This is a genomic window from Bradyrhizobium sp. 25ACV (assembly GCF_054863005.1).
On record NZ_JAVAYO010000001.1, the window covers coordinates 477514 to 500419 of the forward strand.

Consider the following 22906-nt stretch of genomic DNA (forward strand, 5'->3'; position numbering starts at 1 on the left):
AAACGCAAATGCCCGTACCGCAACATATCTTCGAGCCGCCGTTCAACATCATCCGCTCCAGCCACGTCGTGCTTGACGTCACCGACTTGAAGCTGAGCCGCGAGTTCTACGAGACCATTGTCGGCCTGCATGTCGAGGACGCCGACGACAAGGTCGTGTATTTGCGCGCCGCGGAGGAGCATCAGCATCACTCGCTGGTGCTGCGGAAAGCAGCAGTCCCGGCGTGCGCGCGCCTCGGCTTCAAGGTCGGCAACGACGGGGATCTCGACAAGGCCGCCGCTTTCCTGTCCGAGAACGGCCTCGCCTACGCCTTCGTCGACCAGCCCTTCCAGGGCCGGACCCTGCAGTTCACCGATCCCTTCGGCTTCCAGATCGAGCTCTATGCGTCGATGGACCGGCGGCCGCATCTCTTGCGCCGCTATGATCTCTACAGGGGTTGCCACCCGCAACGGCTCGATCATTTCAATGTCTTCGCCGCCGAGGTGCAGGACACCGTCGAGTTCTACGCCCGGCTCGGCTTCCGCCTCACCGAATACGCCGAGGAGGATGGACCGAACGGGCGCATCGCCGCGGCCTGGATGCATCGCAAGGGCAATGTCCACGACTTCGCGATCACCAACGGCAAGGGCCCTCGCCTGCACCATTTCGCCTACTGGACGCCGACGGCGATGAACATTATCCATCTCTGCGACGTCATGGCGTCCCAAGGCTTCGTCAAGAACATCGAGCGCGGCCCGGGACGCCACGGCATCTCGAACGCGTTCTTCCTCTATGTGCGGGATCCCGACGGACACAGGCTCGAGCTCTACACCAGCGACTATTTCACGGGGGATCACGACCATGAGCCGCTGCGCTGGTCGCTGCGCGATCCGCGCCGCCAGACGCTGTGGGGCGCACCCGCCCCGCGTTCCTGGTTCGAGCAGGGCTCGCTGTTTAGCGGGCAGGCCGTGCGCGAGCCGAAGTTTGTCGCGGACGTGCTGGTGGCCGACTGATGAAACTTCCTCGCCTCGCCACCTATTCCGTCAAGGGTGATGTAAGCTACGGGGCCGTCCTCGAGGGCGGCATCGTCGATCTCTCCGCGCGCTACGCAAAACACTATCCAACGCTGCGCGAAGTCCTCGCGGCCGGAAAGCTCGTGAGCCTTGCCGAGGAAGCCGCCAGCCGCACGCCGGATCACGCGCTCGCCGATATCACCTGGCTGCCGCCGGTGCCCACGCCGGAAAAGATCATCTGCATCGGCGTCAACTATCCCGACCGTAACGCCGAATACAAGGACGGCCAGGACGCGCCGAAATATCCGAGCATGTTCATGCGCTCGCCCCGCTCCTTCGTCGGCCACGACACGCCGCTCGTGCGCCCACGGGCTTCCGCGCAACTCGACTATGAAGGCGAGATCGTGCTGGTGATCGGCAAGCAAGGCCGGCATATTCCGGAAAGCGCTGCGCTCGATCATATCGCAGCACTCGCGCTCTGCAACGAAGGCTCGGTGCGCGACTGGCTGCGCCACGCCAAGTTCAACGTCACCCAGGGCAAGAATTTTGATTCCAGCGGCAGCCTCGGCCCATGGCTCGTGCCCTACGTGCAGGAATCGCAGATCGCCGATGTCAGGCTCACCACGCATGTCAACGGCGAACTGAGGCAGGACGATCGCACCAGCCGGCTGATGTTCTCCTTCCGTTATCTCATCAACTATATCTCTACCTTCGCAACGCTCGTCCCCGGCGATATCATCGTCACGGGCACGCCGACCGGTGCCGGTGCCCGGTTCGATCCGCCGCGTTACCTGAAGCCCGGCGACGTCATCGAGGTCACGGCCGAAGGTATCGGCAGCTTGCGCAACGGTGTCGTCGACGAAGCCTGATCAACAATCGAAGTGGAATGATGCAATGACCACCCTCACCGGCGGCGAAGCGATCGTAAGCGGCCTGGTCGCCCATGGCGTCGATACCGTGTTCGGCCTGCCCGGCGCGCAGGTCTACGGCCTGTTCGATGCCTTCCACCAGGCCCAGCTCAAGGTGATCGGCGCGCGGCACGAGCAGGCCTGCGGCTACATGGCGTTCGGCTACGCGCGCTCCAGCGGCAAGCCCGGCGTGTTCAGCGTGGTGCCCGGCCCCGGCGTGCTCAATGCCAGCGCGGCATTGCTCACCGCGTTCGGCTGCAACGAGCCGGTGCTGTGCGTCACCGGCCAGGTGCCGACGCCATTTTTGGGCAAGGGTCGCGGCCACCTGCACGAGATGCCGGACCAGCTCGCGACCTTGCGCACCTATGTGAAATGGGCCGACCGGATCGAATATCCCGGCAACGCGCCGACGGTCGTCGCGCGCGCCTTCCAGGAGATGATGTCGGGACGGCGTGGCCCGGCCTCGGTCGAGATGCCCTGGGACGTCTTCACCCAGCGCGCGGGCACCGCCGCCGCCCGGGTGCTGGAGCCGTTGCCCGCGCCACAGCCCGATCCGGATCTCGTCAAGCAGGCCGCCGCGCTGATCAAGGCCAGCAAGGCGCCGATGATCTTCGTTGGCAGCGGCGCGATCGAGGCGGGCGAGGAGATCCTCGAGCTCGCTGAGATGATCGATGCGCCCGTGGTCGCCTTCCGCAGCGGCCGCGGCATCGTCTCCAACGCGCACGAGCTTGGACTGACCATGGCAGCCGCCTACAAGCTGTGGCCGACGACCGATTTGATGATCGCAATCGGCACCCGCGCGGAGCTGCCGACATCGGGCTTCCGCTGGCCCTATCAGCCGAAGGGGCTGAAATCCGTTCGGATCGACATCGATCCGGTCGAGATGCGCCGGGTCGTCGCCGATGCAGCCATCGTCGCCGATGCCAAGGCCGGAACGGCCGATCTCGTCGCGGCCGTGAAGAAAGCGGGCTTTGCGCGGACCCGAGGCCGGCGGGAGGACATCCGCGAGGCCACTGCGACCGCACAAGCCGAGATCCAGCGCATCCAGCCGCAGATGGCGTATCTCAACATCCTGCGCGAGGTGCTGCCGGCGAACGCGATCGTCACCGACGAATTGTCGCAAGTTGGCTTTGCCTCCTGGTACGGCTTTCCAATCTACCAGCCGCGCACCTTCATCACCTCGGGCTACCAGGGCACGCTCGGCTCGGGCTTCCCGACCGCGCTAGGTGCCAAGGTGGCGAACCCGGACAAGCCGGTGGTGGCGATCACCGGCGACGGCGGCTTCATGTTCGGCGTGCAGGAGTTGTCAACCGCCGTGCAGTTCAGCATCGGCGTGGTGACGCTGGTGTTCAACAACAACGCCTACGGCAATGTCCGCCGCGACCAGCGCGAACGTTTCGACGGCCGCGTGGTGGCGTCGGACCTCGTCAATCCCGATTTCGTCAAGCTTGCGGAGTCCTTTGGCGTTGCGGCTGCGCGTGTCACCGCGCCCGATCAGTTCAAGGCCGTGCTGGAAAAGGCGCTGGCGCATGGCGGGCCGTATTTGATTTCGGTCGAGGTGACCAGGGACTCGGAAGTCAGCCCGTGGGCGTTTATTCATCCGCCGAAGCCTTAGTCGGAGCATCGTCGTTCCAGGGTTCTTCCCTTCTCCCCTTGTGGGGGAAGGTGGATCGCTGACGCGAAGCGGCAGCGAGACGGATGAGGGGTCTGTCTCCGCGGATAAAGACCCCTCATCCGCCTTCCCTTCGGGAAGGCACCTTCTCCCACAAGGGGAGAAGGAAGGTCACCGCGTCCTGCGGAACGTCAGATTGATCCGCTTGCGCCCGAGCAGCGCATGCTCACCATCGGCGAGCGGCGCGACGCCGTGATAGGCGAGCCTGCTGGCTCCGCCCCAGACCACGACATCGCCATGCACCAGGCGGAAGCGGCGCGGCTTGTCGCTGCGCACCAGGCCGCCGAACAGGAAGGTCGCGGGCAATCCGAGCGAGACCGAGACGATCGGCGCCGCATAATCCAGCTCGTCCTTGTCCTGATGCAGCGACAGCCGCGTGCCGGGCTCGTAGCGGTTGACGAGGCAGGCATCGGGCGCGAAGTTTTGAAAGTCGCCCTGCTCCGCGGCGTGGCGCGCGAGATCGCGCAGCACCGGCGGCATTTCGGGCCATGGCGCGCCGGTGCGCGGGTCGATCGGATCGTAGCGATAGCCGGTGTGATCGGTGATCCAGCCACGCTCGCCGCAATTGGTCATCGCCACCGACATCAGATGGCCGCCGGGCGTGGTCATCCGGCGGAACGGCGATTGCGCCACGATCGCGCGCACGGCGGCGATCAGCTCGGTTTCGATCGGCTTGACGAAGCCGCGCAACAACACGGCACCGTCCGCGATCTCCTCGCGCGACGGCTGCGCTTCGGCAACGCTATCGAACAAATCAGCCGTCAACGCTCCGCTCATTTGGCATCGTGAAAAATTACACCCAGTGTGTGGCGCTGGCCGGACCTGATGCGGCTGACGCCATGGCGCAGATTAACGCGGTAAGTGCCGCGTGTCCCCTGCACCGGACGGTGATGCACGGCAAAGGCGACCGCATCGCCCTGCGCCAGCGGCACCACCTCGGCGCGGGACTGCATGCGCGGCCGCTGCTCGGTCAGCACGAACTCGCCGCCGGTGAAGTCGCGGTCCGGCTCGGAGAGCAGGATCGCGACCTGGAGCGGGAACACGTGCTCGCCATAGAGGTCCTGGTGCAGGCAATTGTAGTCGCCGGCCTCATATTGCAGCAGCAGCGGCGTCGGCCGCGCCTGCCCCGCCTCGTGGCAGCGTTTCAGGAACGCCGCATGCGCGGCGGGATAGCGAATGTCGATCCCCATCGCCTCGTTCCAGCGGTTGGCGACGCCTTGCAGATGCGCGTAGAGCGCTGGGCGGAGCTGTGCGATCAGATCCGGCAGCGGATAGGCGAAATATTTGTACTCGCCGCGGCCAAAGCCGTGACGGCCCATGACGATGCGGCTGCGAAACTGCGTGTCGTCCGGGTAGAGCGCCGCAACGGCGCGGCACTGGTCCGGCATGAGGAGGCCCTTCAGGACGGCACAGCCCTGGGAATCGAGTTCGGCCGTGATCTGAGGCCAGTCGAGCGCGTCGACGTGGGTCGTGAGATCGGGAGCGGATCGTTGGTCTGATTTTCGTGCGGACATTGTCATAGCAATCACCTTTGCAGTCCGACGTTCACCCCGCCACCCGATTTCCGATGACTATCTCCCCGTCATTGCGAGCGAAGCGAAGCAATCTAGAGTCCCTCCGCGGAACCAGTCTGGATTGCTTCGTCGCAAGGGCTCCTCGCAATGACGGCGGAGAGTCCTCAGCCCCTCACCGGCAACGTCGCCACGTCGTACCCATGCCTGATCGTCCGCTTCAGCACGGGATCCTCCAGCTCGAAATCGAAGCGGTCCGCGGGGCGGATGCCGCCCTTGGCCGCAAACGTGCCGCCGAACATGGCGCAGCCGTCGGGGAATTTTCCTCCTTCGAAGCCGCGCGCGATCAGGTCGTTCACCGGCAGCATCGCGTCCAGCGTGCCCTCCTGGTAGAGCACGCGCTCGCCCTTGATGGTGGCGTAGGAGCGCAGGATCATCTGGTCCCAATGGCCGATGACGTCCTCGAGCTCCCACAGCGTGGCGGCGATCGGCTTGTCGCACATCTGCTTGGACACGGTGACGTTGTAGGCCTCGACCTTGCGGTCGGTGTGGTCGGAGCCGCAGCCGACGAAGATGCGGCCCTGCCAGCCGATCAGCACGAACTCGACCTCGCCGGAGGAATCCCCGCCGGTGCATTCGATGCTGTCTTCCTGGGTCAGCCGCCGCGCCGAGGCGCGGTAGTAAATCGGCGTCGAGGCCGGCGGGGCGATGCCCATCTCTTGCAGCTCGGCGATGTGCTTGTCGCGCGCGACGGGGTCGCGGCCGGTCCATCCGGCGATGACCATCTGGTCGATCGCGAGCGTCAGCGGCGTGGTGGTGTCCTGGGCATCGACGGTGAAAGTCAGGTCAAACACGAATGACGGCCTCCATGCCGGCAGCAAGTTCAAAAATACGATGGTCCGTTCCGCCCGCGCCCGCCAGCATCAGGCCGACGGGAACGTCGCCCTGGCGATGTGCGGGCAGCGAGATGGCGCAGCCGTCGATCATGTTGATCAGGGTGCAGTTGCGCAGTGCGCGGATGTTCTCGCGCGTGAATGCCTTGTCATCGGCAAGGTCGGCGATCTTCGGCGGCGTGTTGGGCGTGGTCGGCAGCACCAGCGCATCATAGGGCGCAATGCGTGCGTTGACGCGGGCGATCAGCGAGCGGCGCTCGTTGAGGAGATCGATGTAATCGGCCGCGCTCTGCGCTTCGCCGCGCATGATCCGCACGGAGACGCGGGGGTCGTAGACGTCGCCCTTGGAGGTGATGAGATAGCGGTGCCAGGCGTAGCTCTCGGACGCGGCAAAGCCGCCCTTGGCGTTCATCGGACCGATGTCGTGGAATTCGGCCATCTCGATGCGCTCGATGATGGCGCCATGATCGGAAAGCGTCTTCAGGGCGCGTTCGAACGTCTCGGCGACTTCAGCATCGAGGTCGTCGAGCGCGATCGTGGTCGGCACCGCCAGCCGCATGCCCTGGATCGGCCGCGGCTTCAGCGGGGCGATCGGCTCGTTCGTGAGCACGGCGTCCAGTATGGCACAGCAACTGACCGATCGTGCCAGCGGCCCGATGCTGTCGAGCGAGAATGAGAGCGGCACGGAGCCTTCGAGCGGCACGCGACGCTGCGTCGGCTTGTAGCCGACGATGCCGTTGAACGCGGCCGGAATCCGGCAGGAGCCGCCGGTGTCGGTGCCAAGCGCGCCGTGTGCCATGCCATCGAGCACGGATACCGCCGCGCCCGAGGACGAGCCGCCGGGCACATGGCCCACGGCCCGGTTCCAGCCGCCCTTCGGCGTGCCGTAGTGCGGATTGATGCCGATGCCGGAATAGGCGAACTCGGTCATGTTGGTGCGCCCGATCACGACGAAACCGGCCCTGCGCAGCCGCGCCACCGTCGCCGCATCCTGCTCGGCCGGCGGCGAATCGTCGAGCGCGCGCGAGCCAGCGCGCGTCACCTGGCCCTTGATGTCGAACAGATCCTTGATCGAGATCGGGATGCCGGCATAGCGCGATGGCGCCGCCTTGGCCTTGCGCAAGCCGTCCATCGCGTCGGCCGCGGCGAGCGCGGCGTCCTTGTCGACATGGAGGAAGGTGCGCTGGCCCTCCCCGGCGGGATCGGCGATCCTGGCGATGCAGGCCTCGACCAGCTTGCGGGCGGTGGTGCGGCCGCTTTCGAGGTCTTCGGCGAGCTTCGCCAGCGTTGGAAATTCGGGCATGTCTGTCTCACGGAATATTGTCGCGCGCAATCTATAGCGCTGCCTCAGTTCGACACAAGCATTGTGCGCATGATGGCATGCATGCGTATTGCTGGACCGTTGACGCACCATGGTCGATTGTCGCATCAAGATCGAAACGGGCGGGCGTGAAGCCTGCCCTATCAAGATTTGCTTTCTGGGAGGGCGTTCCGACATGGCCGAACCGCAGCGCGCGCGACCGAAACCGACGCCGGAGACCCAGCATTTCTGGGACGGCACGAAGGCGGGCGAATTGCGCCTGCAGCGCTGCGACGCCTGCGCGCATGTCTACTTCCCGCCGCGCCCGTTCTGCCCGTCCTGCGCCTCGCGCAAGGTCAGCATCTTCAAGGCGAGCGGCAAGGGCTTCCTTTACAGCTACGTGATCAATCACCGTCCCGCCGCGCCCGGCTTCACGCCGCCATATGCGATCGCCGTGGTGGAGCTTGCCGAGGGACCGCGGATGATGAGCAACATCATCGATTGCCCTCAGACGCCCGAGGCGCTCGAGCTCGACATGAAGCTCGAGGTCGCATTCGAGGCGCTCGACGACAAGATCACCCTTCCCGTGTTTCGTCCGGCGAAGGGATAAGCCATGCGCAAAAACCAGGTTGCCGTCGTCGGCGCGGCCGAGACCACCGAGCTCGGTGTCATCCCCAACGCCTCGCAGCTCCAGCTGCACGCGGATGCCGCGCTCAACGCGATCGCCGATGCCGGACTGAAGCTCTCCGACATCGACGGCTTTGCCACCGCGGTCGAAACGCCGCAGCAGGTCTGCCACTATCTCGGCATTAAGCCGACCTGGGTCGACGGCACCTCGGTCGGTGGCTGCTCCTTCATGCTGCACGTTCGTCATGCCGCGGCGGCGATCGAGGCGGGCTTGTGCAAGACCGTGCTGATCACGCATGCCGAGAGCGGCAAGTCGATGATCGGCAAGGCGCCGCGCTCGATCCCCGCCGACAGCCTGCAGGGCCAGTTCGAGGCGCCCTACGGCGTCTACGGTCCGCCCAGCATGTTTCCGATCCCCGTGCTGCGGTTCATGAAGACCTACGGCATCACGCACGAGCAGCTTGCTGCCGTTGCGGTGGTGCAGCGGGAATGGGCCGCGAAGAATCCGCGCGCGATGATGAAGGACCCGATCACGGTTGCCGACGTCCTCAACTCGCGCATGATCGCCTATCCGTTTCGCCTGCTGCAGTGCTGCCTCGTCACCGACGGCGGTGGCGCGCTGATCCTGACCTCGGCCGATCGCGCCAGGGATTTTCCGCGCAAGCCCGTCTACATCATGGGCACCGGCGAGAGCGTGGAGACGCCGATGGTCAGCCAGATGGAGACCTTCAACTCCTCGCGCGCGTTCAAGACCGCAGGCCCCTTCGCGTTCAAGGAGGCCGGCATCGCCCACAAGGACGTCGATCACCTCATGATCTACGATGCGTTCGCGCATCTGCCGCTGTTCGGCCTCGGCGACCTTGGCTTCATGCCGCACGAGGAGACCGGCAAGTTTATCGCCGACGGCAATACGCGCCCGGGCGGCAAGCTGCCGCTCAACACCAATGGCGGCGGCCTCTCGTACATGCACTCCGGCATGTACGGCATGTACGCGCTGCAGGAGAGCGTGCGCCAGATGCGCGGGATCGCGCCGGCGCAAGTGCCGAATGCGAAGATTTCGGTGTGCCACGGCGTTGGCGGCATGTTCGCGGCGAGTGGCACGATCGTGTTTACGAACGAGAGGTAAGCGGCGCGGACAACACATGCTCGTCATTGCCGGGCTTGACCCGGCAATCCATCCTCTTCTGAGATGGATGCGCGGGTCAAGCCCGCGCATGACGAGCTGGGTTAGCTGCGGCCAGAGGCAACGTGGAGAGGCTAGCATGAGCAAATCACTGCAAGACAAGGTCATCATCGTCACCGGCGCAGGCCGCGGCATCGGGCGCGAGATCGCGCTGCTCTGTGCGGCGGAGGGCGCCAAGGTCGTGGTCAACGATCCCGGTGGAGCCTCGGACGGTGCCGGTTCGAACGCGGCGCCCGCCGAAGAAGTGGTCGAGGAGATCAAGAAGCGCGGCGGCACCGCGGTCGCCAATTTCGAGTCGGTCGCCGAAGCCATTCCCGCCAGCAAGATCGTGAAGACCGCGACCGATCATTTCGGCCGGCTCGACGGTGTCGTCAACAATGCCGGCATTTTGCGCGACATGATCTTCCACAAGATGAGCGTGGAGGCGTTCGAGGCCGTCATCAAGGTGCATCTGATGGGCTCGTTCTACGTCAGCCACGCCGCCGCGCGCATCTTCCGCGAGCAGGAGAGCGGCTCCTTCGTGCACTTCACCTCGACCTCCGGCCTGATCGGCAATTTCGGCCAGGCCAATTACGCCGCCGCCAAGCTCGGCATCGTGGGCCTGTCGAAGTCCATCGCGCTCGACATGGGCCGCTTCAATGTCCGCTCCAACTGCGTCTCGCCGTTCGCCTGGACGCGCATGATCGGCACCATCCCGACCGAGACTGAGGCCGAAAAGGCGCGGGTCGAGAAGATCAAGCAGATGGGACCGGAGAAGATCGCCCCGCTCTGCGGCTATCTGATCTCCGATTCCGCCAAGGACGTCACCGGCCAGATCTTTGGCGTGCGCATGAACGAGATCTTCCTGTTCAGCCAGAACAGACCGATCCGCTCGGTGCAGCGGAGCGAGGGCTGGACGCCGCAGTCGATCGCGGAACACGGCATGCCGGCGCTGAAGGGCTCGTTCTACAAGCTCGACCGCTCCGCCGACATTTTCACCTGGGATCCCGTCTAGCCGCATTTCCGGCATCCCTGCCCTGCGATCTCTGGTTGTCTCGGCCAGAGATCGCCCCGGTTTACGCCCGATTGCAGGCGAATGGTGTCCTCCCAACGAAACTTTGGGAGGAAACCATGACAAGAACACTGACCAACTCCGACGATACCTCTGTAGCGGGCGGCCTCGGCCGCCGCACTCTGCTCAAAGGCACGGCGGCTCTCGCCGCATCCACTGTCCTCGCCTCGCGAGCCGACGCCCGCGACTTCGGCGCCAATGCCGAGCCGCAGCGCTATCCCGACCCCGACATCATCGCCATCGACCCCAAGCGCTTCAAGGCCAAGGTCGGCAACACTGCGATCAAGAGGCTCTATACCGGCTGCCTGTGGGCGGAGGGACCGGCCTGGAATGCGCAGGGACAATATCTCGTCTGGAGCGACATCCCCGCCAACCGGCAGCTGCGTTATCTCGACGATGACGGCCATATCTCCGAGCAGTTCCACAAGCCGTCGAACGAGGCCAACGGCAATTCGTTCGACACCGAGGGCCGCCAGCTCAGTGCCGAGCGCACCCGCCTCGTCCGCTATGAGCACGACGGCTCGGTGACGGCGCTGGCCGAGCAGGCCGGTGGCAAGCCGCTCAACGGCCCGAACGATATGGTGGTGCATCCCAACGACAAGGCGATCTGGTTCACCGATCCCGGCTACGGGGCGATCAGCATCTACGAGGGCAAGCTCGCCAATACCGGCTCGCTGCAACCGCACCAGAAGGAAGCCGTCTATCGCCTGGACACCCAGACCGGACAGGTGGCCAAGGTCGCGGACGAGCCGTTCAAGCCGAACGGCATCGCCTTCAGCCACGACTACAAGAAGCTCTATGTCTGCGACACCGGCATCACGCATTACCCTGAAGCCAAGAACGTGGTGTGGTCCTACGACATCGACGGCGCCAAGCTGTCGAACCCCAAGAAGCTGATCGACATGACGCTCGACGGCAAGTCGGGCTTCCCCGACGGATTGCGCGTCGACACCGAGGGCAACATCTGGGTCGGCGCCGGCTGGGTCGGTCCCGGCTATGACGGCGTGCAGGTGTTCGCGCCGAACGACGGCGCGCGCATCGGACAGATCCTGTTGCCCGAGACCTGCGCCAATGTCTGCTTCGGCGGCAAGAAGCGCAACCGCCTGTTCATGACCGCGAGCCAGTCGCTCTACGCGGTCTATGTGGAGACGCAAGGCGCGCATTTCTGTTGAGTGCCCTGCTCTCTCCTGGTCATGCCCGGGCTTGACCCGGGCATCCACGTCTGTCCGCGATTGCTGAAGCGCGTGGATGGCCGGGTCAAGCCCGGCCATGACGACCGAGGGTGTAGCCCCTACCCCGTATTCCTCAGCCCCGCCGAAATCCCGTTGATCGTCAGCTGAATCCCGCGCAGCACCTGCTCATCCGGGTTCTGCGCGCGGTGCTCCTTCAAGAGCTCGACCTGCACGTGGTTGAGCGGATCGAGATAGGGGAAGCGGTGGCGCACCGAGCGCTCCAGCAGCGGATTGCCCTGCAGCAAGCGGTCCTGCCCCATGATGTCGAGCAGCGTCTCGATGCAGGAATGCCATTCGCGGCGGATGCGGCCGAAGATCTTTTCGCGCAAGGCTTCGTCCGGCACCAGTTCGGCATAGCGCGAGGCGATCGCGATCGAGCTCTTGGCGAGCACCATGTCCATGTTCGACAGCAGCATGCGGAAGAACGGCCATTCCCTGTAGAGCTCTTTCAGGAACGGCATGCCCTTGTCGGGATGCTCCGCGATCCACTGCTCGACCGCGCTGCCAAAACCGTACCAGCCCGGCAACATCAGGCGGCATTGCGCCCATGAAAACACCCAGGGGATCGCGCGCAGATCCTCGATCGCGCGGGTCTTCTTGCGCGAGGCCGGACGGCTGCCGATGTTCAGCGTCGCAATCTCGTTGATGACGGTCGAGGACCAGAAATAATCGACGAAGCCGTCGGTCTCGTAGACGAGGCCGCGATAGGCTTTGAAGGCGAGGTTCGACAATTCGTCCATCGCGGTCAGATATTCGCGGCGCGGCGCGCTCTGGCGCGGATTGAGCAGGCTCGCCTCCAGCGTCGCGGCAGCAAGAATCTCCAGATTGTTGCGGCCGACTTCGGCGTTGGAATATTTCGACGAGATGATCTCGCCCTGCTCGGTGATACGGATCTGGCCGTTCACGGCGCCGCCGGGCTGGGCGATGATGGCGTCGTAGCTCGGACCGCCGCCGCGCCCGACCGAGCCGCCGCGGCCGTGGAACAGGCGCAGCCGCACGTGATGCCGCTCGAACACGTCGACGAGACCGATCTCGGCCTTGTAGAGCTCCCAGCCCGAGGTGACGAAGCCGCCGTCCTTGTTGCTGTCGGAATAGCCGAGCATGACCTCCTGCACGCTGCCGCGGCTGTCGACGAGGCGTCGGTAATCGTGCAGCGACAGCATGCGATCCATGATGCCGCTCGAGGCCTGCAGATCCTCGATGGTCTCGAACAACGGCACGATGTTGATGGCGCTGCGCCCGGAGGGATGGACGAGGCCGACCTCCTTCAGCAGCACCGCGACCTCGAGCATGTCGGACATGCCCTTGCACATCGAGATGATGCATTGGGGAATGGCGTCCGAGCCGAACATCGCATGCGCTTCCGCGGCGGCATGGAAGACGTTGAGCTCGCCCATGGTCTCGTCGCTGTACTTGACGAACGGCGAGACCAGCGCGCGCGTCGAGCGCAGCTCGTTGGTGAGCAGCGAGATGCGCGCCTCTTCGCCGAGCGCGAGATAGGACATGCCGGGGTTGGCGGCGTCCATCAGCTCGGCGATGGTGCGTTCGTGCACCGCCGAGTTCTGACGGATGTCGAGCCGGGCGAGATGGAAGCCGAAGCAATCCACCGCGCGCCGCAGCAGCCGCAGCCGGCCGCGGGCGATGACGCGGGCATTGTTGGAGATCAGCGAGCGGTGCAGCACATCGAGATCGGCCTGCAGCTCCTTCACGCTCGCATATGGCGCACCCTTGCCGACCGGCCGGCGCGTGATCTCGACCGCGAGCTTTTCGGCCGTCGCGGTCAGGCGCGCATAGATGCCGGAGACCGCGAGGCGATAAGGCTCGCCGCTCCGGTGCGGCGAGGTATCCGGCGAGCGTTCCGCCAAATTGCGCAGCTCTTCGGAGACGTCGGCAAGATGCGCCGCGATCGACAATTCCGAGCCGAGCACGTGCAGCTCGTTCAGATAGAACTGCATCACCCGGCTCGACTGCAGCCGCAGCGTGCCGCGCATCACGTCGGCGGTGACGAAGGGATTGCCGTCGCGGTCGCCGCCGATCCAGCTGCCCATACGCAGGAACGAGGCCAGCTCGGAGGCCGCCTGCTCGCCGCCCTCCTCCAGCCGGTCTTCCAGCGTGTTGACCAGGCGCGGCACCTCGCGCAGGAAGGTGTAATCGTAGAACGACAGGCCGTTGGCGACCTCATCTAACACGGTGAGCTTGGTGCGGCGGAGCAGATTGGTCTGCCACAGCGTCAGCACCTCGCGGCGAAGCTGCTCGTCGCTGGCATCGGCCTCCTCCGCGGTCAGCGCGACGCGCTCGCGGCGGTCGAGCAGGCCGGCGACCTCCATCTCGCGATCCATGGTGCTCTTGCGGCGGACTTCGGTCGGGTGCGCGGTCAGGACCGGGCTGACCAGCGCGGACTTGAAGAAGCTGCGGAGCTGATCGGGGCCGATGCCCGCCGCCTTGGCGTGGGCCAGCGTCTCCGCCAGCACGCCGGTGCTCTTGCCTGCGCTGCGGGCGCGCATCTGGCGGATGTTGTTCTGGTCCTCGGCGATGTTGGCGAGGTGGGAGAAATAGCTGAAGGCGCGGACGATCCGCACGGTTTCCGACGTCGACATACCGTCGAGGATCTGCTCGAGCTCGCGGCGGGCGAGCCGGTCCTCGTCGCGGTGGAACCGGATCGAGGTCTGGCGGATGCGCTCGACCAGGTCGAACAATTCGGCGCCCTCTTGGTCCCGCACGGTGTCGCCGAGGATGCGCCCGAGCAGGCGGATATCGTCCCGCAGGCGGGCTTCCGCTTCCGTCACCTGAACGTCCTCGGGACGGTTGGGGCGATGCTCAGTGGCGTCGGATGGTATGGTCTGGAGGGACATGGCTCGCTCCTCTTCAAGAGCTCCCTTGAAGAGCTTCCTTGGGCTCCTCGGCCCAGAGGAGTGTGCGATATTTTTCTACCGCAGTGCAAGACGAAGTTGGAGGCGGTGCAAACTGCCGGCCACGCTCGTGTCCCGGACGCGCTGCAACGCCCTTGAGCGTTGCTGCGCAGAGCCGGGACCCAAAAAGCCACGACTCCCGTTGCCTCAGGTCTGGGCCCCGGCTCTGCAGCGCATCACGCCGCGAAGGCGCGACGCGCTGCGCTGCGTCCGGGGCACGAGAAATAATTGGCATCATCAATAAACACGCCTTCGCCTTCTCGCGGCGTATTCCGCCCGAGCTTTGCTGTCCGTTTCGCCCTCATCGAAGAGAAAGGGCGCAGGGAAGGCCGGGGGCCGGCTGGCACCCGAAGGTCCGCACGCGACAAGACGCACGCGGGGTTGACCACAGGTGATGCCGGGCTCCCGGCCTTCCCTGCGCAATGGTTTTACGGCTTATGGCGTGCTCTCCCCGGGGAGCGATGCACTATTGCCCCCGTCGTCTTGCAGATGGCTGATGTGCGCGCCCGGTCGGGCCGCTTCATCACCGCAAGCCTTGACGCACAGACCCCGGGCGTCAGGACCACACGCTTTTGCCGTCCGCGGACGTCCCTCCCCGGACAGTCGGAAGCTCGCGCGTGCTCGCCCCCAACGCCGAAAAGAAACGCTGTGACCGCGCCGTGTCGTACCGCGGATCACGATGGCTCACGGGCGTAGCCCGCCCTGCCAACCCGTCACGCGCCGGCGCTGCCGCGTCCATCGCATCCCAGCCTACGTATCGTGACGATCGCGAAACGTCCCTTTGACGGGCCGGGATGGAATGCGGTTTAGCCGAAACAGACAATTCGGTCAATCAGAATATTTTTCAGAGCCGGCGCTTGACCTGCATGTGGTGTGTTTTGCGCGACGGGCACCCCGAGGAATATGATAAGGATAGTCAATTGAACGGCCGTCATGAGCGTAAAGACGCAGATAACAACGACATGGCACGCCATTCACATTCACAATGTGCAGTTCGGCTAATGGCGGACTTCTTCTTGATTATCTTCGGTTGGAGCTGGCTAGCCCCCATTTTCGTGACAATTGTGGGTGGAGTATTTGCCCTGCGGGCGCAAAGCAGGCGATGGATCATCCACCTCTGCGTTTTCGGATGTTTGTTAGCGGCCCTGCCCGCGTTCATTAGTCTATGGGGCAGAATAGACCCGGACGCAGCGAGCGAGCCGACAAACGCCTTCACGGCGCTGCTTTATCTCATTGTAATGGCCGGGTTTGGTCTTGCGTACTCAATCTTCGCCTTGGTACTTTTCTACACGCGAAGGCGCATTGCCTAAGCTTTGATGATCGGCTTCGCGTCTGCCAGCACGTAGGACGGATTGAGCCTTGCGAAACCCATCATGTTGCGTCGTCGGCGGAGCTCGATGGGTTTCGCTTACGCTCTGAACCAGGCCATGCCGAAGTATTCTCCCATCGATGCAGGCGTAACGTTTGACTGCGACAAGAGCGACCTTCTCTCCATCAGGTGGGAGGCAGAATGCCTGGTGGCGGACTTTCTGCTGCCTGCGACTGAAAAGCGAAGCCTTCGCGTTCGCTTCGATGGCGCGACCATCGTGCGTCTTTTGGACGAGATGCCGCTCAGTACTGAAGAACAGCCCACGAGAAACGAAGGTCTCGTTCCCCGACATTTCGCCTACCGCGTCGACGGTGCCGCGTTCGCCGATGCGCAGTCGGCGACATGGAAGAAGGTTCATCGTCCTGTGCAACATTACCAGTTTATCACCGGGTGGGGCTGCATGGACGTACTTTCCGGCGTTGAGCCGTCCTTCGAAATCGTCGAACTCGAAAAGTGACGTCGGCACCTAGGATGGGCTGAGCCCTTGCGAAGCCGCTTTTGCTATGGCCATCCTACGAGCAGCTAAATATTGTATGGGATAGGACTATCGGTTGGCCTCACGATGAGCATGCCAAGGCTTAGATCCGTCATTCCTGTCATCCTGGTCAGTGCGCTAGTTTGGGGCGGACTGCTTCACGCCCTCGGCGGAGCGGTCATCGCCTTATACGAACGAGGATATGGGCGGCGTAGCGCCATCTTCTTGTATATGGCGCCGTCGGTGCTGGTCTTCGTGCTTGTGCCAAGCCTTCTGTGCTATCTTGGCAAACGAGAGGGAGCCCGCTTTCTTGCGTGGGCCTCAATCCCCTGCGTGGTCCTCTATTTCTTAGCGGTGGTCATCCCTTTGGCGGCCATTTAAGCGGCGAAGCAGGACGGTTCTCGCCTGTCGGCAGGCGGAGAGGGCAATAATGTTTGCGGCAGTCGTAGTTGTCGTTCTGCTGGTCGTCTTGTTGGCACCTTCATGTGGCGTGCTTTATTTTGAACGGGCGACGTTTGGGCAAGCGATAGAAACAGCGTGGCGCGTCTGGATCGCGCAAGTGATTGCATCGATCGCCCTCACCGTCCTTGCCGATCATCTGGGTTTCTTGAATCCAGCCGGCTACACGGTTGGGATATGCCTCTTGGTTGGACTTGCAGGCGCTCTCTTCCTCCGGTCCAAAGCACGCAGGATGGGTTGAGCACTTGCGAAAGCCATCCTGCTTCGTCACAGGCGGAGCGATTGATGGGTTTCGCTGGCGCTCTACCCATCCTACGGGCTGAGTCCGTCTGCATTGCGAATGTGGCGACGATACCCTCGTGATCACAAGGTATCGTGCGGCCGGAAGGCCGCCCGTTGCCATCGACCGCCAGGAATTCCGGGCAGCAACTGCCTGGACGCCGAGCTGGACCTGGATAGGGTTGTCAGCTCTGGCACCGTTATCGGAAATGAAGACGACGGCCGCGCAGGTCTCCCTTGGACCAGGAGCCGACGTTCATAGGCGTATCGGATGCCGGGACATGTTCCGCCGGAACGGCCGCACGAACAACGCGGCGAAGGCAAGAGCGACCAGCCGACCCGGGGTAGCCGAGTTCGGCTGCGTCGAGACCGCCAGCGGACTTGCAACGACGACCGCGGTCAGGCCTTTCGACGCCTGGATCGTCAGCGCAGCCACCGCCACGCCCGCGATCACATCCACGAAGTAATGTCCTCCGACCAGCGGGGTCGCGACGAGCATTCCCCCATTCAGCACCAGCAGGGCGGGACGCAGCCACCAAATGCTCCATAAGCTCCAGATGCCGAGAAGCGCCGTGGCAGCGTGAAAGCTCGGGAAAGTGAGGATGCCGCCGAGCTTCACGATGTTGAGAGCTCGCAACGTACCATCGCGCAGCATGGGTATGTCGCTCGCCTGTCCTCCATATCCGTTCGCCTTGAATAGCGGGGTATCGGAGGGCAGTCCGAACTCGAAATAGGTGCCGATCGCCGGAAGCAGGGAGGAGACGACAATCACCACGCACAACGCCAATGTTGACGCCATCACGAACTGCTGCAGACGGATATATTGACCCGTCAGCCCCAGCACGACCGGAACGCAGAAGGCCGGCACGAGGATCATTGCGTAAAAGAACTTGGCGTACAGCAGCAATTCCGGACGGGCCATCGCGAAATGGAAATATGCAGGCCAATCCAGGCCGAGCCATCTGTCAAGCTCGGCGAATCTCGAGTCCTGCAGCGGCATCGCGGCGCCCAAGCCGATATACGACAGCGGCGCCGCGCAGATCGCGACAAAACCCATCTGCGCAAATGCGAGCATCGTGAACGCCGGCCGCTCGCCCCAGCCCCACCGCATGAGCCACAACCCGGCAACCGCCAGCGCCGGCGCTGTGACGACCTCCGTCGTCATAAAGCCTTCCAGCGTGAAGGTTGTTACGGCAAGCCCGACGCAGAGCGCCAGCGCCCACCCAACCACAAGGCTCCAGTTGACCAGTTGTAACCTGTTCGCAATTCGCCGTTCGGTGCGAGCGACCAAGCGCAGCTCCTCCTTGACAGCACAATTTGCTCTCGCAAAAGGCGGCGCGCTGAACATTCCAAACCCCATTCCAGCCCACGTGCAATCTCGGGCGGTTCTCCCAGAATTGTAGCGCCCACACTTTCCGGTTGCCTCCCATGACTGGCGCTATCGTTATTTTTGGTGAAGATTTTGTTTCCAAACGTTGCTGCCCGCGTTCCTATATGGAACCTCCCTGGCGAGCAGGACGAGGCGCGAGCGCCAGCCACCAGCCAGCGAGCACGAACCAGATGATGTTGCCGATCAGCGCGTAGGATGGGTGGAGCCCTTGCGAAACCCATCATGCCTCGTCAACCGTCGGGTTGATGGGTTTCGCTCGCGCTTTACCATCCTGCGAGCTCAATCTGTAAGCCGTCTCAATGGCCCTTGGTACAGCCGAATTTTGCAATCTTGGTACTGGTCTCATGTCCAGGCGTGACGCATCTAACTGCTAGCACCACGAACGAAGCGATCCGATCGGCAGTCTCAGTGGGAGCCCCGGTCAATGCAGATCGCGGACACTTCCACACTGTCTGGCAGTTTGTGGATAGCCGTCGCGGCTCACGCTGACTGCGACCGTTGCATCAAGGGACAATGACTGAGGAGACAATCCAATGAAGGCGATCGTTGTAACGGAACAGGCCGCGGGAACGACAGGGATGAAGCTGGTGGACCGGCCCGAGCCGCAACCTGCGATAAACGACGTCGTGGTTCAGGTTCATGCGTCGGGATTTGTCCCGACTGAGCTGACGTGGCCTTCGACCTGGACTGATCGCCTTGATCGCGACCGAACACCATCGATCCCTGGACACGAGCTGGCCGGAGTGGTCACTGCTCTTGGCTATGGAACGACAGGGCTGATGTTGGGACAGCGGGTGTTCGGCCTGGCGGACTGGTATCGCGACGGCACGCTGGCCGAGTATGTGGCGATCGAGGCGCGCAATCTTGCGCCGCTGCCGGGCGACGTCGACTTCACAGTGGGGGCGAGCCTGCCGATCTCGGGGCTGACCGCATGGCAAGGGCTGTTCCAGCATGGCGGTCTCAAATCGGGGCAGAGCATCCTCGCACACGGCGCGGCCGGCGCCGTCGGGTCGATGGTGACGCAACTCGCACGAGAGGCCGGCGCCTACGTCATCGGCACCGGACGCGCCGCCGACCGTCAGACGGTGCTCGACTTCGGCGCAAACGAGTTCGTCGACCTCGACAAAGCCTCGCTGCAAGACGTCGGCAAGGTCGATCTGGTGTTCGATGTCATTGGCGGTGACATACAGAAGCGGTCAGTAGAACGCATTCGAGCCGGAGGAACATTGGTGACCATCGTCGGACCGGCCGAGGCGCGGCCCTCCGATGGATTGGCGGTCGACTTCGTCGTCGAGGCGGATCGCGCCCAACTCAGTGAGATCGTCCAGCGGGTGCGGGATGGACGACTGCGGACGAACATCGGCAAGGTCTCGACCTTCGACGATGCGGTCGCCGCCTTAAATCCGACCGGGCGACGCAAGGGAAATACGATCATTCGCGTTCGTCCCTGAGGGAGCATGCTCATTGATGTCCGCAGCGCGTAGGATGGGGTGAACTTGCGAAACCCATCCTACGAGCCACGAGTTGGGTCTCACGCCGGCACGATCACCTTGCCGATCGGCCAGAGCGCGATGCCTGCGAGCTTGAGATGGGCCCAGGCGAAGGGGATGCCGATGATGGTGATCGCGAGCGCCAGTGCGGTCAATAAGTGGCCGAGCGCCAGCCACCAGCCGGCCAGCACGAACCAGATGATGTTGCCGATCACCCCGAGCGGGCCGGTGCCGATGTCCTCAATACCGGTAACGTCGTAGCGGTTGACCGCACGCGAGCCGAACGGCAGCAGCGTGTACACGGCGATGTTGAACCCCGCCCGCGCCCAGGGCAGGCCGACGATGGTGATGGCCATGATGACCGCGGCGATCACCCAGCCGAACGCCATCCAGGCGCCGCCGAAGAGGATCCAGAGCAGGTTGAGCAGGATGGATACGGGGGCCATGGGACGATCCAGAGGTGGATGATCCCGCTTATATAGGCACGAAATCTGTCTCTGCTAAGACGGCGTAGCCCGGATGGAGCGACTTGTCCGCCGTAGCTCGAAGAGCGAAGGCGGAAGCGCAATCCGGGATTCTGTCACAAGCACCGTCCCGGATTACGCTTGCGCTCCATCCGGGCTACGAACCGGCGGCTACCGCCCCTCGAATTTCGGCTCGCGCTTTTCCATGAAGGCCTTCATGCCCTCGGCCATGTCCTGGGTTTTGAACAGCGGCAGGAGCTGGAGATAGACGTGGTGGACATGGTCGTGGAAATTCTCGTTGAGGCCCATCCGCATCATGCGCTTGGAGGCCTGCACCGCCAGCGGCGCGTTGGCGGCGATCTCGCGGGCGACCGCCGTGGCGCGGTTCATCAGCTCGGCATCCGGCACGACCTCGTTGGCGAGGCCCCATTCCGGGCACTCGCGCGCGCCGAGCGTGCGGCCGGTGAAGATCAGCTCGGAAGCCTTGGCCCAGCCGAGCATGCGCGGCAGCAGCCAGGTGCCGCCGGATTCCGGCACCACGCCGCGCTTGACGAAGGCGGCGGCGAGCTTTGCGGTTTCCGCCATGATGCGGATGTCGCAGCCGAGCGCGGTGTCCATGCCGTAGCCAGCGGCACCGCCGTTGACGGCGCAGATGGTCGGCTTGTCCATCGCCTGCAACACTGTCGGCGGTGTGTTGCGCAGATTGATCGTGGTCGGCGAGGACGCGGCGCTGAGGCCGTTGCCGTCACGTTCTTTGCGCAAATCGAGGCCGGCGCAGAACGCCCTGCCCTTGCCGGTGAGGATCACGACGCGGACGTCCTTGTCCTCGTTGGCTTTGGTCAGGAGCCGCGCCAGATCGTTGAGCATCGGGCCGGAGATCGTGTTCATGCGCTCGGGTGCGTTCAGCGTGATGGTCGCGATGTGATCGGCGACTGTGTAGAGGACTTCATTCGCAGCGTCGGTCATGACAAATGTTTCCTTGTCCCTGATCTCGTAGGGTGGGCAAAGGCGCGTTTGCGCCGTGCCCACGATCTGTCTCCGTAAGCGAATTTCGTGGGCACAGCGCTACACGCTTTTGACCACCTTACAGGTCCTCGTCGAATTGTCAGATCTTCCGCCCCGCCTGCTCCCAATAGGGATCGCGCAGGCGGCGCTTGAAGATTTTGCCGGAGTCCTCGCGCGGCAGGCCGGTGCGGATCTCGATGTGCTTGGGCACTTTGTAATCCGCCAGATGCGCCTTCAGCGCGGCGCGAACACCTGCAGCCACGAGCGTGACGCCGGCTTGCGGCTCGACCACCGCCATCAGGGCTTCGCCGAACTCGGCATCGGGGATGCCGAACACGGCGCAATCGTGCACGCCTGATACGGCGTGCAGCACGGACTCGATCTCGGCCGGGTAGATGTTGACGCCGCCGGAAATCACCATATCGCGCTTGCGGTCGCAGATGAAGACGTAGCCGTCCGCGTCGATGTAACCGACGTCGCCCGAGGTGATGAAGCCGTCGCGGTCGATCTCCGCGCGCTTCTCCGGCTTGTTGTGGTAGGTGAAATCGGCAAGCGCGGCCATGCGGGAATAGATCTCGCCGATCTCGCCGACGCCGAGCACGCGGCCATCCTCACCGAGGAAGCGCAGCTCCGCGCCGGGCGAGATTTTGCCGACGGTGCCGGGTTTCCTCAGCGCGTCCTCGGAGGTCGCGAACGTCACCGCGCTGGATTCGGTCGAGCCGTAGAATTCGTAGATCACCGGCCCCCACCATTCGATCATGGCGCGCTTGACGTCGGCCGGACAGGGGGCGGCGGCGTGAATGACGTGGCGCAGCGAGGAGACGTCGTACTTCCTCCGCACCGCCTCCGGCAGCTTCATCAGGCGGATGAACATGGTCGGCACCATGAAGATGGTGTCGATTTTGTAGTGCTCGATCAGTTCGAGGAATTCTTCGGCCTCGAAGCGCGGCATCAGCACCAGCGCGCCGCCGAGCTTGCCGGCGCGAATGCCGAAGGAATTTGGCGCGGAGTGATAGAGCGGACCCGGCAGGATCGCGCGGGCGCCGGGCTTGAGGCCATAGATCATCGCGCGCATGCGCTCGCCGGCCGCCTGCTGCTCCGGCGTCGGTGCGTTGCGGCGTACGCCCTTGGGGTGGCCCGTGGTGCCCGAGGTGTAGATCATGTTCATCGGCTGCGGCACGACCGGGCCATCATAGGGCTGGAATTGCGCGAGCCAGGATTCGAAATCGATGGCGAAGTCCGGCGTCTTCAGATGATCGGGATCGATCTTGTAGTTGGACAGGATCTCCGGCGGCGTCGGCACGCTGAGCACGGTGACGCCCTCAGGGATCGCATCGCGCAAGGCGTGCAGCATGTCGGCATGTCCGATCAGAACGGAGGTGCCGGTGTCGTTCAGGATGTAGGTGATCTCTTCCGGCTTGAAGTGCCAGTTGATGGGTACGCCATAGGCCCCGAGGCGCATCGCGGCGTAGGCGGCCTCCAGAAAGGCGATGTCGTTGCGCATCAGCATGCAGACGCAATCGCCTTGGCGGACGCCGATGTTGGCGAGGCCTGAGGCGATGCGATCGGCGCGGTTGGCGACCTCAGTGTGGGTGCGGCGGCGCTCGCCGGAGACGATGCCGAGGAATGGGGGTGTTTCGCTCATTTTGTTTTTCTTTGTTGTCGTGTTGTCATTCCGGGATGGTCCAAAGGACCAG

Annotated in this window: 20 protein-coding genes; 11 read left to right on the forward strand and 9 right to left on the reverse strand. The window is 64.0% G+C overall.

Translation table 11 applies throughout. The features are described from left to right. Positions 1–8 precede the first annotated feature (8 nt). Genes hpaD through RAD04_RS02075 form a run of 3 tightly spaced genes read left to right on the forward strand, consistent with a single transcriptional unit; the run spans position 9 to position 3515 of the window. Positions 9–992 carry a 3,4-dihydroxyphenylacetate 2,3-dioxygenase gene (gene hpaD, locus RAD04_RS02065; RefSeq protein ID WP_183258476.1) on the forward strand — a complete coding sequence of 328 codons (984 nt, stop codon included), beginning with the start codon at positions 9–11 and terminating at the stop codon, positions 990–992. Further along, positions 992–1861: a fumarylacetoacetate hydrolase family protein gene (locus RAD04_RS02070; protein ID WP_461622425.1), complete on the forward strand. Its 870-nt coding sequence runs from the start codon at positions 992–994 to the stop codon at positions 1859–1861. Before hpaD ends, RAD04_RS02070 begins: the two co-directional genes overlap by 1 nt. Before the next feature lie 25 nt (positions 1862–1886). Continuing rightward, the gene (locus RAD04_RS02075) at positions 1887–3515 is read left to right on the forward strand and encodes a thiamine pyrophosphate-dependent enzyme (RefSeq protein WP_461622426.1); all 1629 of its coding nucleotides are present in this window, start codon (positions 1887–1889) and stop codon (positions 3513–3515) included. 168 nt (positions 3516–3683) lie between these two features. Here RAD04_RS02075 and alkB read toward each other — a convergent pair whose 3' ends face one another. The 4 genes from alkB to RAD04_RS02095 all read right to left on the reverse strand — a co-directional run bounded on the left by alkB (position 3684) and on the right by RAD04_RS02095 (position 7279). Continuing rightward, positions 3684–4337, reverse strand: coding sequence for a DNA oxidative demethylase AlkB (gene alkB / locus RAD04_RS02080; RefSeq protein WP_461622697.1), 654 nt, complete (start codon positions 4335–4337; stop codon positions 3684–3686). A gap of 8 nt (positions 4338–4345) precedes the next feature. Then, the gene (locus RAD04_RS02085; RefSeq protein ID WP_461622427.1) at positions 4346–5092 is read right to left on the reverse strand and encodes a 2OG-Fe(II) oxygenase; all 747 of its coding nucleotides are present in this window, start codon (positions 5090–5092) and stop codon (positions 4346–4348) included. 158 nt (positions 5093–5250) lie between these two features. After that, positions 5251–5937, reverse strand: coding sequence for a DUF2848 domain-containing protein (locus tag RAD04_RS02090; RefSeq protein ID WP_461622428.1), 687 nt, complete (start codon positions 5935–5937; stop codon positions 5251–5253). After that, on the reverse strand, positions 5930–7279 hold the full coding sequence (locus RAD04_RS02095) for an amidase (RefSeq protein WP_461622429.1): 1350 nt from the start codon (positions 7277–7279) through the stop codon (positions 5930–5932). The genes RAD04_RS02090 and RAD04_RS02095 overlap by 8 nt, the downstream gene beginning before the upstream one ends. Positions 7280–7472: 193 nt before the next feature. Between RAD04_RS02095 and RAD04_RS02100 the strand changes: the two genes are divergently transcribed. From RAD04_RS02100 to RAD04_RS02115, 4 genes are all read left to right on the forward strand, one after another. Next, the gene (locus RAD04_RS02100; RefSeq protein ID WP_027568974.1) at positions 7473–7886 is read left to right on the forward strand and encodes a Zn-ribbon domain-containing OB-fold protein; all 414 of its coding nucleotides are present in this window, start codon (positions 7473–7475) and stop codon (positions 7884–7886) included. 3 nt (positions 7887–7889) lie between these two features. Then, a complete protein-coding gene (locus RAD04_RS02105; protein WP_461622430.1) occupies positions 7890–9029 on the forward strand; it encodes a thiolase C-terminal domain-containing protein in 1140 nt (379 codons plus the stop codon). Positions 9030–9165: 136 nt separating this feature from the next. Then, the gene (locus RAD04_RS02110) at positions 9166–10080 is read left to right on the forward strand and encodes an SDR family oxidoreductase (protein ID WP_038947755.1); all 915 of its coding nucleotides are present in this window, start codon (positions 9166–9168) and stop codon (positions 10078–10080) included. A 116-nt stretch (positions 10081–10196) separates the two neighbouring features. Continuing rightward, positions 10197–11309, forward strand: coding sequence for an SMP-30/gluconolactonase/LRE family protein (locus RAD04_RS02115; protein ID WP_461622431.1), 1113 nt, complete (start codon positions 10197–10199; stop codon positions 11307–11309). 119 nt (positions 11310–11428) lie between these two features. On the opposite strand, the gene ppc is transcribed toward RAD04_RS02115, so the two are convergent. Continuing rightward, positions 11429–14221: a phosphoenolpyruvate carboxylase gene (gene ppc / locus RAD04_RS02120; RefSeq protein WP_461622432.1), complete on the reverse strand. Its 2793-nt coding sequence runs from the start codon at positions 14219–14221 to the stop codon at positions 11429–11431. A gap of 977 nt (positions 14222–15198) precedes the next feature. Here ppc and RAD04_RS02125 point away from each other — a divergent pair. From RAD04_RS02125 to RAD04_RS02135, 3 genes are all read left to right on the forward strand, one after another. Further along, positions 15199–15588, forward strand: coding sequence for a hypothetical protein (locus RAD04_RS02125; RefSeq protein ID WP_461622433.1), 390 nt, complete (start codon positions 15199–15201; stop codon positions 15586–15588). Positions 15589–15675: 87 nt separating this feature from the next. Further along, positions 15676–16104 (forward strand): hypothetical protein, encoded by a 429-nt coding sequence (locus tag RAD04_RS02130; protein ID WP_461622434.1) that lies wholly within the window; start codon positions 15676–15678, stop codon positions 16102–16104. Between the two features lie 448 nt (positions 16105–16552). Beyond that, the gene (locus RAD04_RS02135) at positions 16553–16822 is read left to right on the forward strand and encodes a hypothetical protein (protein ID WP_461622435.1); all 270 of its coding nucleotides are present in this window, start codon (positions 16553–16555) and stop codon (positions 16820–16822) included. Between the two features lie 294 nt (positions 16823–17116). Here the strand turns inward: RAD04_RS02135 and RAD04_RS02140 are convergent, their stop codons facing one another. Next, positions 17117–18151: a phosphatase PAP2 family protein gene (locus tag RAD04_RS02140; RefSeq protein WP_461622436.1), complete on the reverse strand. Its 1035-nt coding sequence runs from the start codon at positions 18149–18151 to the stop codon at positions 17117–17119. A 632-nt stretch (positions 18152–18783) separates the two neighbouring features. Between RAD04_RS02140 and RAD04_RS02145 the strand changes: the two genes are divergently transcribed. Further along, the gene (locus tag RAD04_RS02145) at positions 18784–19701 is read left to right on the forward strand and encodes an NADP-dependent oxidoreductase (protein ID WP_461622437.1); all 918 of its coding nucleotides are present in this window, start codon (positions 18784–18786) and stop codon (positions 19699–19701) included. 80 nt (positions 19702–19781) lie between these two features. Here the strand turns inward: RAD04_RS02145 and RAD04_RS02150 are convergent, their stop codons facing one another. From RAD04_RS02150 to RAD04_RS02160, 3 genes are all read right to left on the reverse strand, one after another. Next, positions 19782–20186, reverse strand: a complete 405-nt coding sequence (locus RAD04_RS02150; protein ID WP_461617197.1) for a YccF domain-containing protein — start codon at positions 20184–20186, stop codon at positions 19782–19784. A gap of 189 nt (positions 20187–20375) precedes the next feature. Further along, entirely contained in the window at positions 20376–21170 is a 795-nt protein-coding gene (locus RAD04_RS02155) for an enoyl-CoA hydratase/isomerase family protein (protein ID WP_461622438.1), read from the reverse strand. 139 nt (positions 21171–21309) lie between these two features. Continuing rightward, positions 21310–22854 carry an acyl-CoA synthetase gene (locus tag RAD04_RS02160; RefSeq protein WP_461622439.1) on the reverse strand — a complete coding sequence of 515 codons (1545 nt, stop codon included), beginning with the start codon at positions 22852–22854 and terminating at the stop codon, positions 21310–21312. Positions 22855–22906 lie beyond the last annotated feature (52 nt).

Coding starts and splice junctions, on each gene's coding strand:
- hpaD (WP_183258476.1), top strand. CDS start 9: ATGCCCGTACCGCAACATATCTTCGAGCCGCCGTTCAACATCATCCGC.
- RAD04_RS02070 (WP_461622425.1), top strand. CDS start 992: ATGAAACTTCCTCGCCTCGCCACCTATTCCGTCAAGGGTGATGTAAGC.
- RAD04_RS02075 (WP_461622426.1), top strand. CDS start 1,887: ATGACCACCCTCACCGGCGGCGAAGCGATCGTAAGCGGCCTGGTCGCC.
- RAD04_RS02085 (WP_461622427.1), bottom strand. CDS start 5,092: ATGACAATGTCCGCACGAAAATCAGACCAACGATCCGCTCCCGATCTC.
- RAD04_RS02095 (WP_461622429.1), bottom strand. CDS start 7,279: ATGCCCGAATTTCCAACGCTGGCGAAGCTCGCCGAAGACCTCGAAAGC.
- RAD04_RS02100 (WP_027568974.1), top strand. CDS start 7,473: ATGGCCGAACCGCAGCGCGCGCGACCGAAACCGACGCCGGAGACCCAG.
- RAD04_RS02105 (WP_461622430.1), top strand. CDS start 7,890: ATGCGCAAAAACCAGGTTGCCGTCGTCGGCGCGGCCGAGACCACCGAG.
- RAD04_RS02110 (WP_038947755.1), top strand. CDS start 9,166: ATGAGCAAATCACTGCAAGACAAGGTCATCATCGTCACCGGCGCAGGC.
- RAD04_RS02115 (WP_461622431.1), top strand. CDS start 10,197: ATGACAAGAACACTGACCAACTCCGACGATACCTCTGTAGCGGGCGGC.
- ppc (WP_461622432.1), bottom strand. CDS start 14,221: ATGTCCCTCCAGACCATACCATCCGACGCCACTGAGCATCGCCCCAAC.
- RAD04_RS02130 (WP_461622434.1), top strand. CDS start 15,676: ATGGGTTTCGCTTACGCTCTGAACCAGGCCATGCCGAAGTATTCTCCC.
- RAD04_RS02135 (WP_461622435.1), top strand. CDS start 16,553: ATGTTTGCGGCAGTCGTAGTTGTCGTTCTGCTGGTCGTCTTGTTGGCA.
- RAD04_RS02145 (WP_461622437.1), top strand. CDS start 18,784: ATGAAGGCGATCGTTGTAACGGAACAGGCCGCGGGAACGACAGGGATG.
- RAD04_RS02150 (WP_461617197.1), bottom strand. CDS start 20,186: ATGGCCCCCGTATCCATCCTGCTCAACCTGCTCTGGATCCTCTTCGGC.
- RAD04_RS02155 (WP_461622438.1), bottom strand. CDS start 21,170: ATGACCGACGCTGCGAATGAAGTCCTCTACACAGTCGCCGATCACATC.
- RAD04_RS02160 (WP_461622439.1), bottom strand. CDS start 22,854: ATGAGCGAAACACCCCCATTCCTCGGCATCGTCTCCGGCGAGCGCCGC.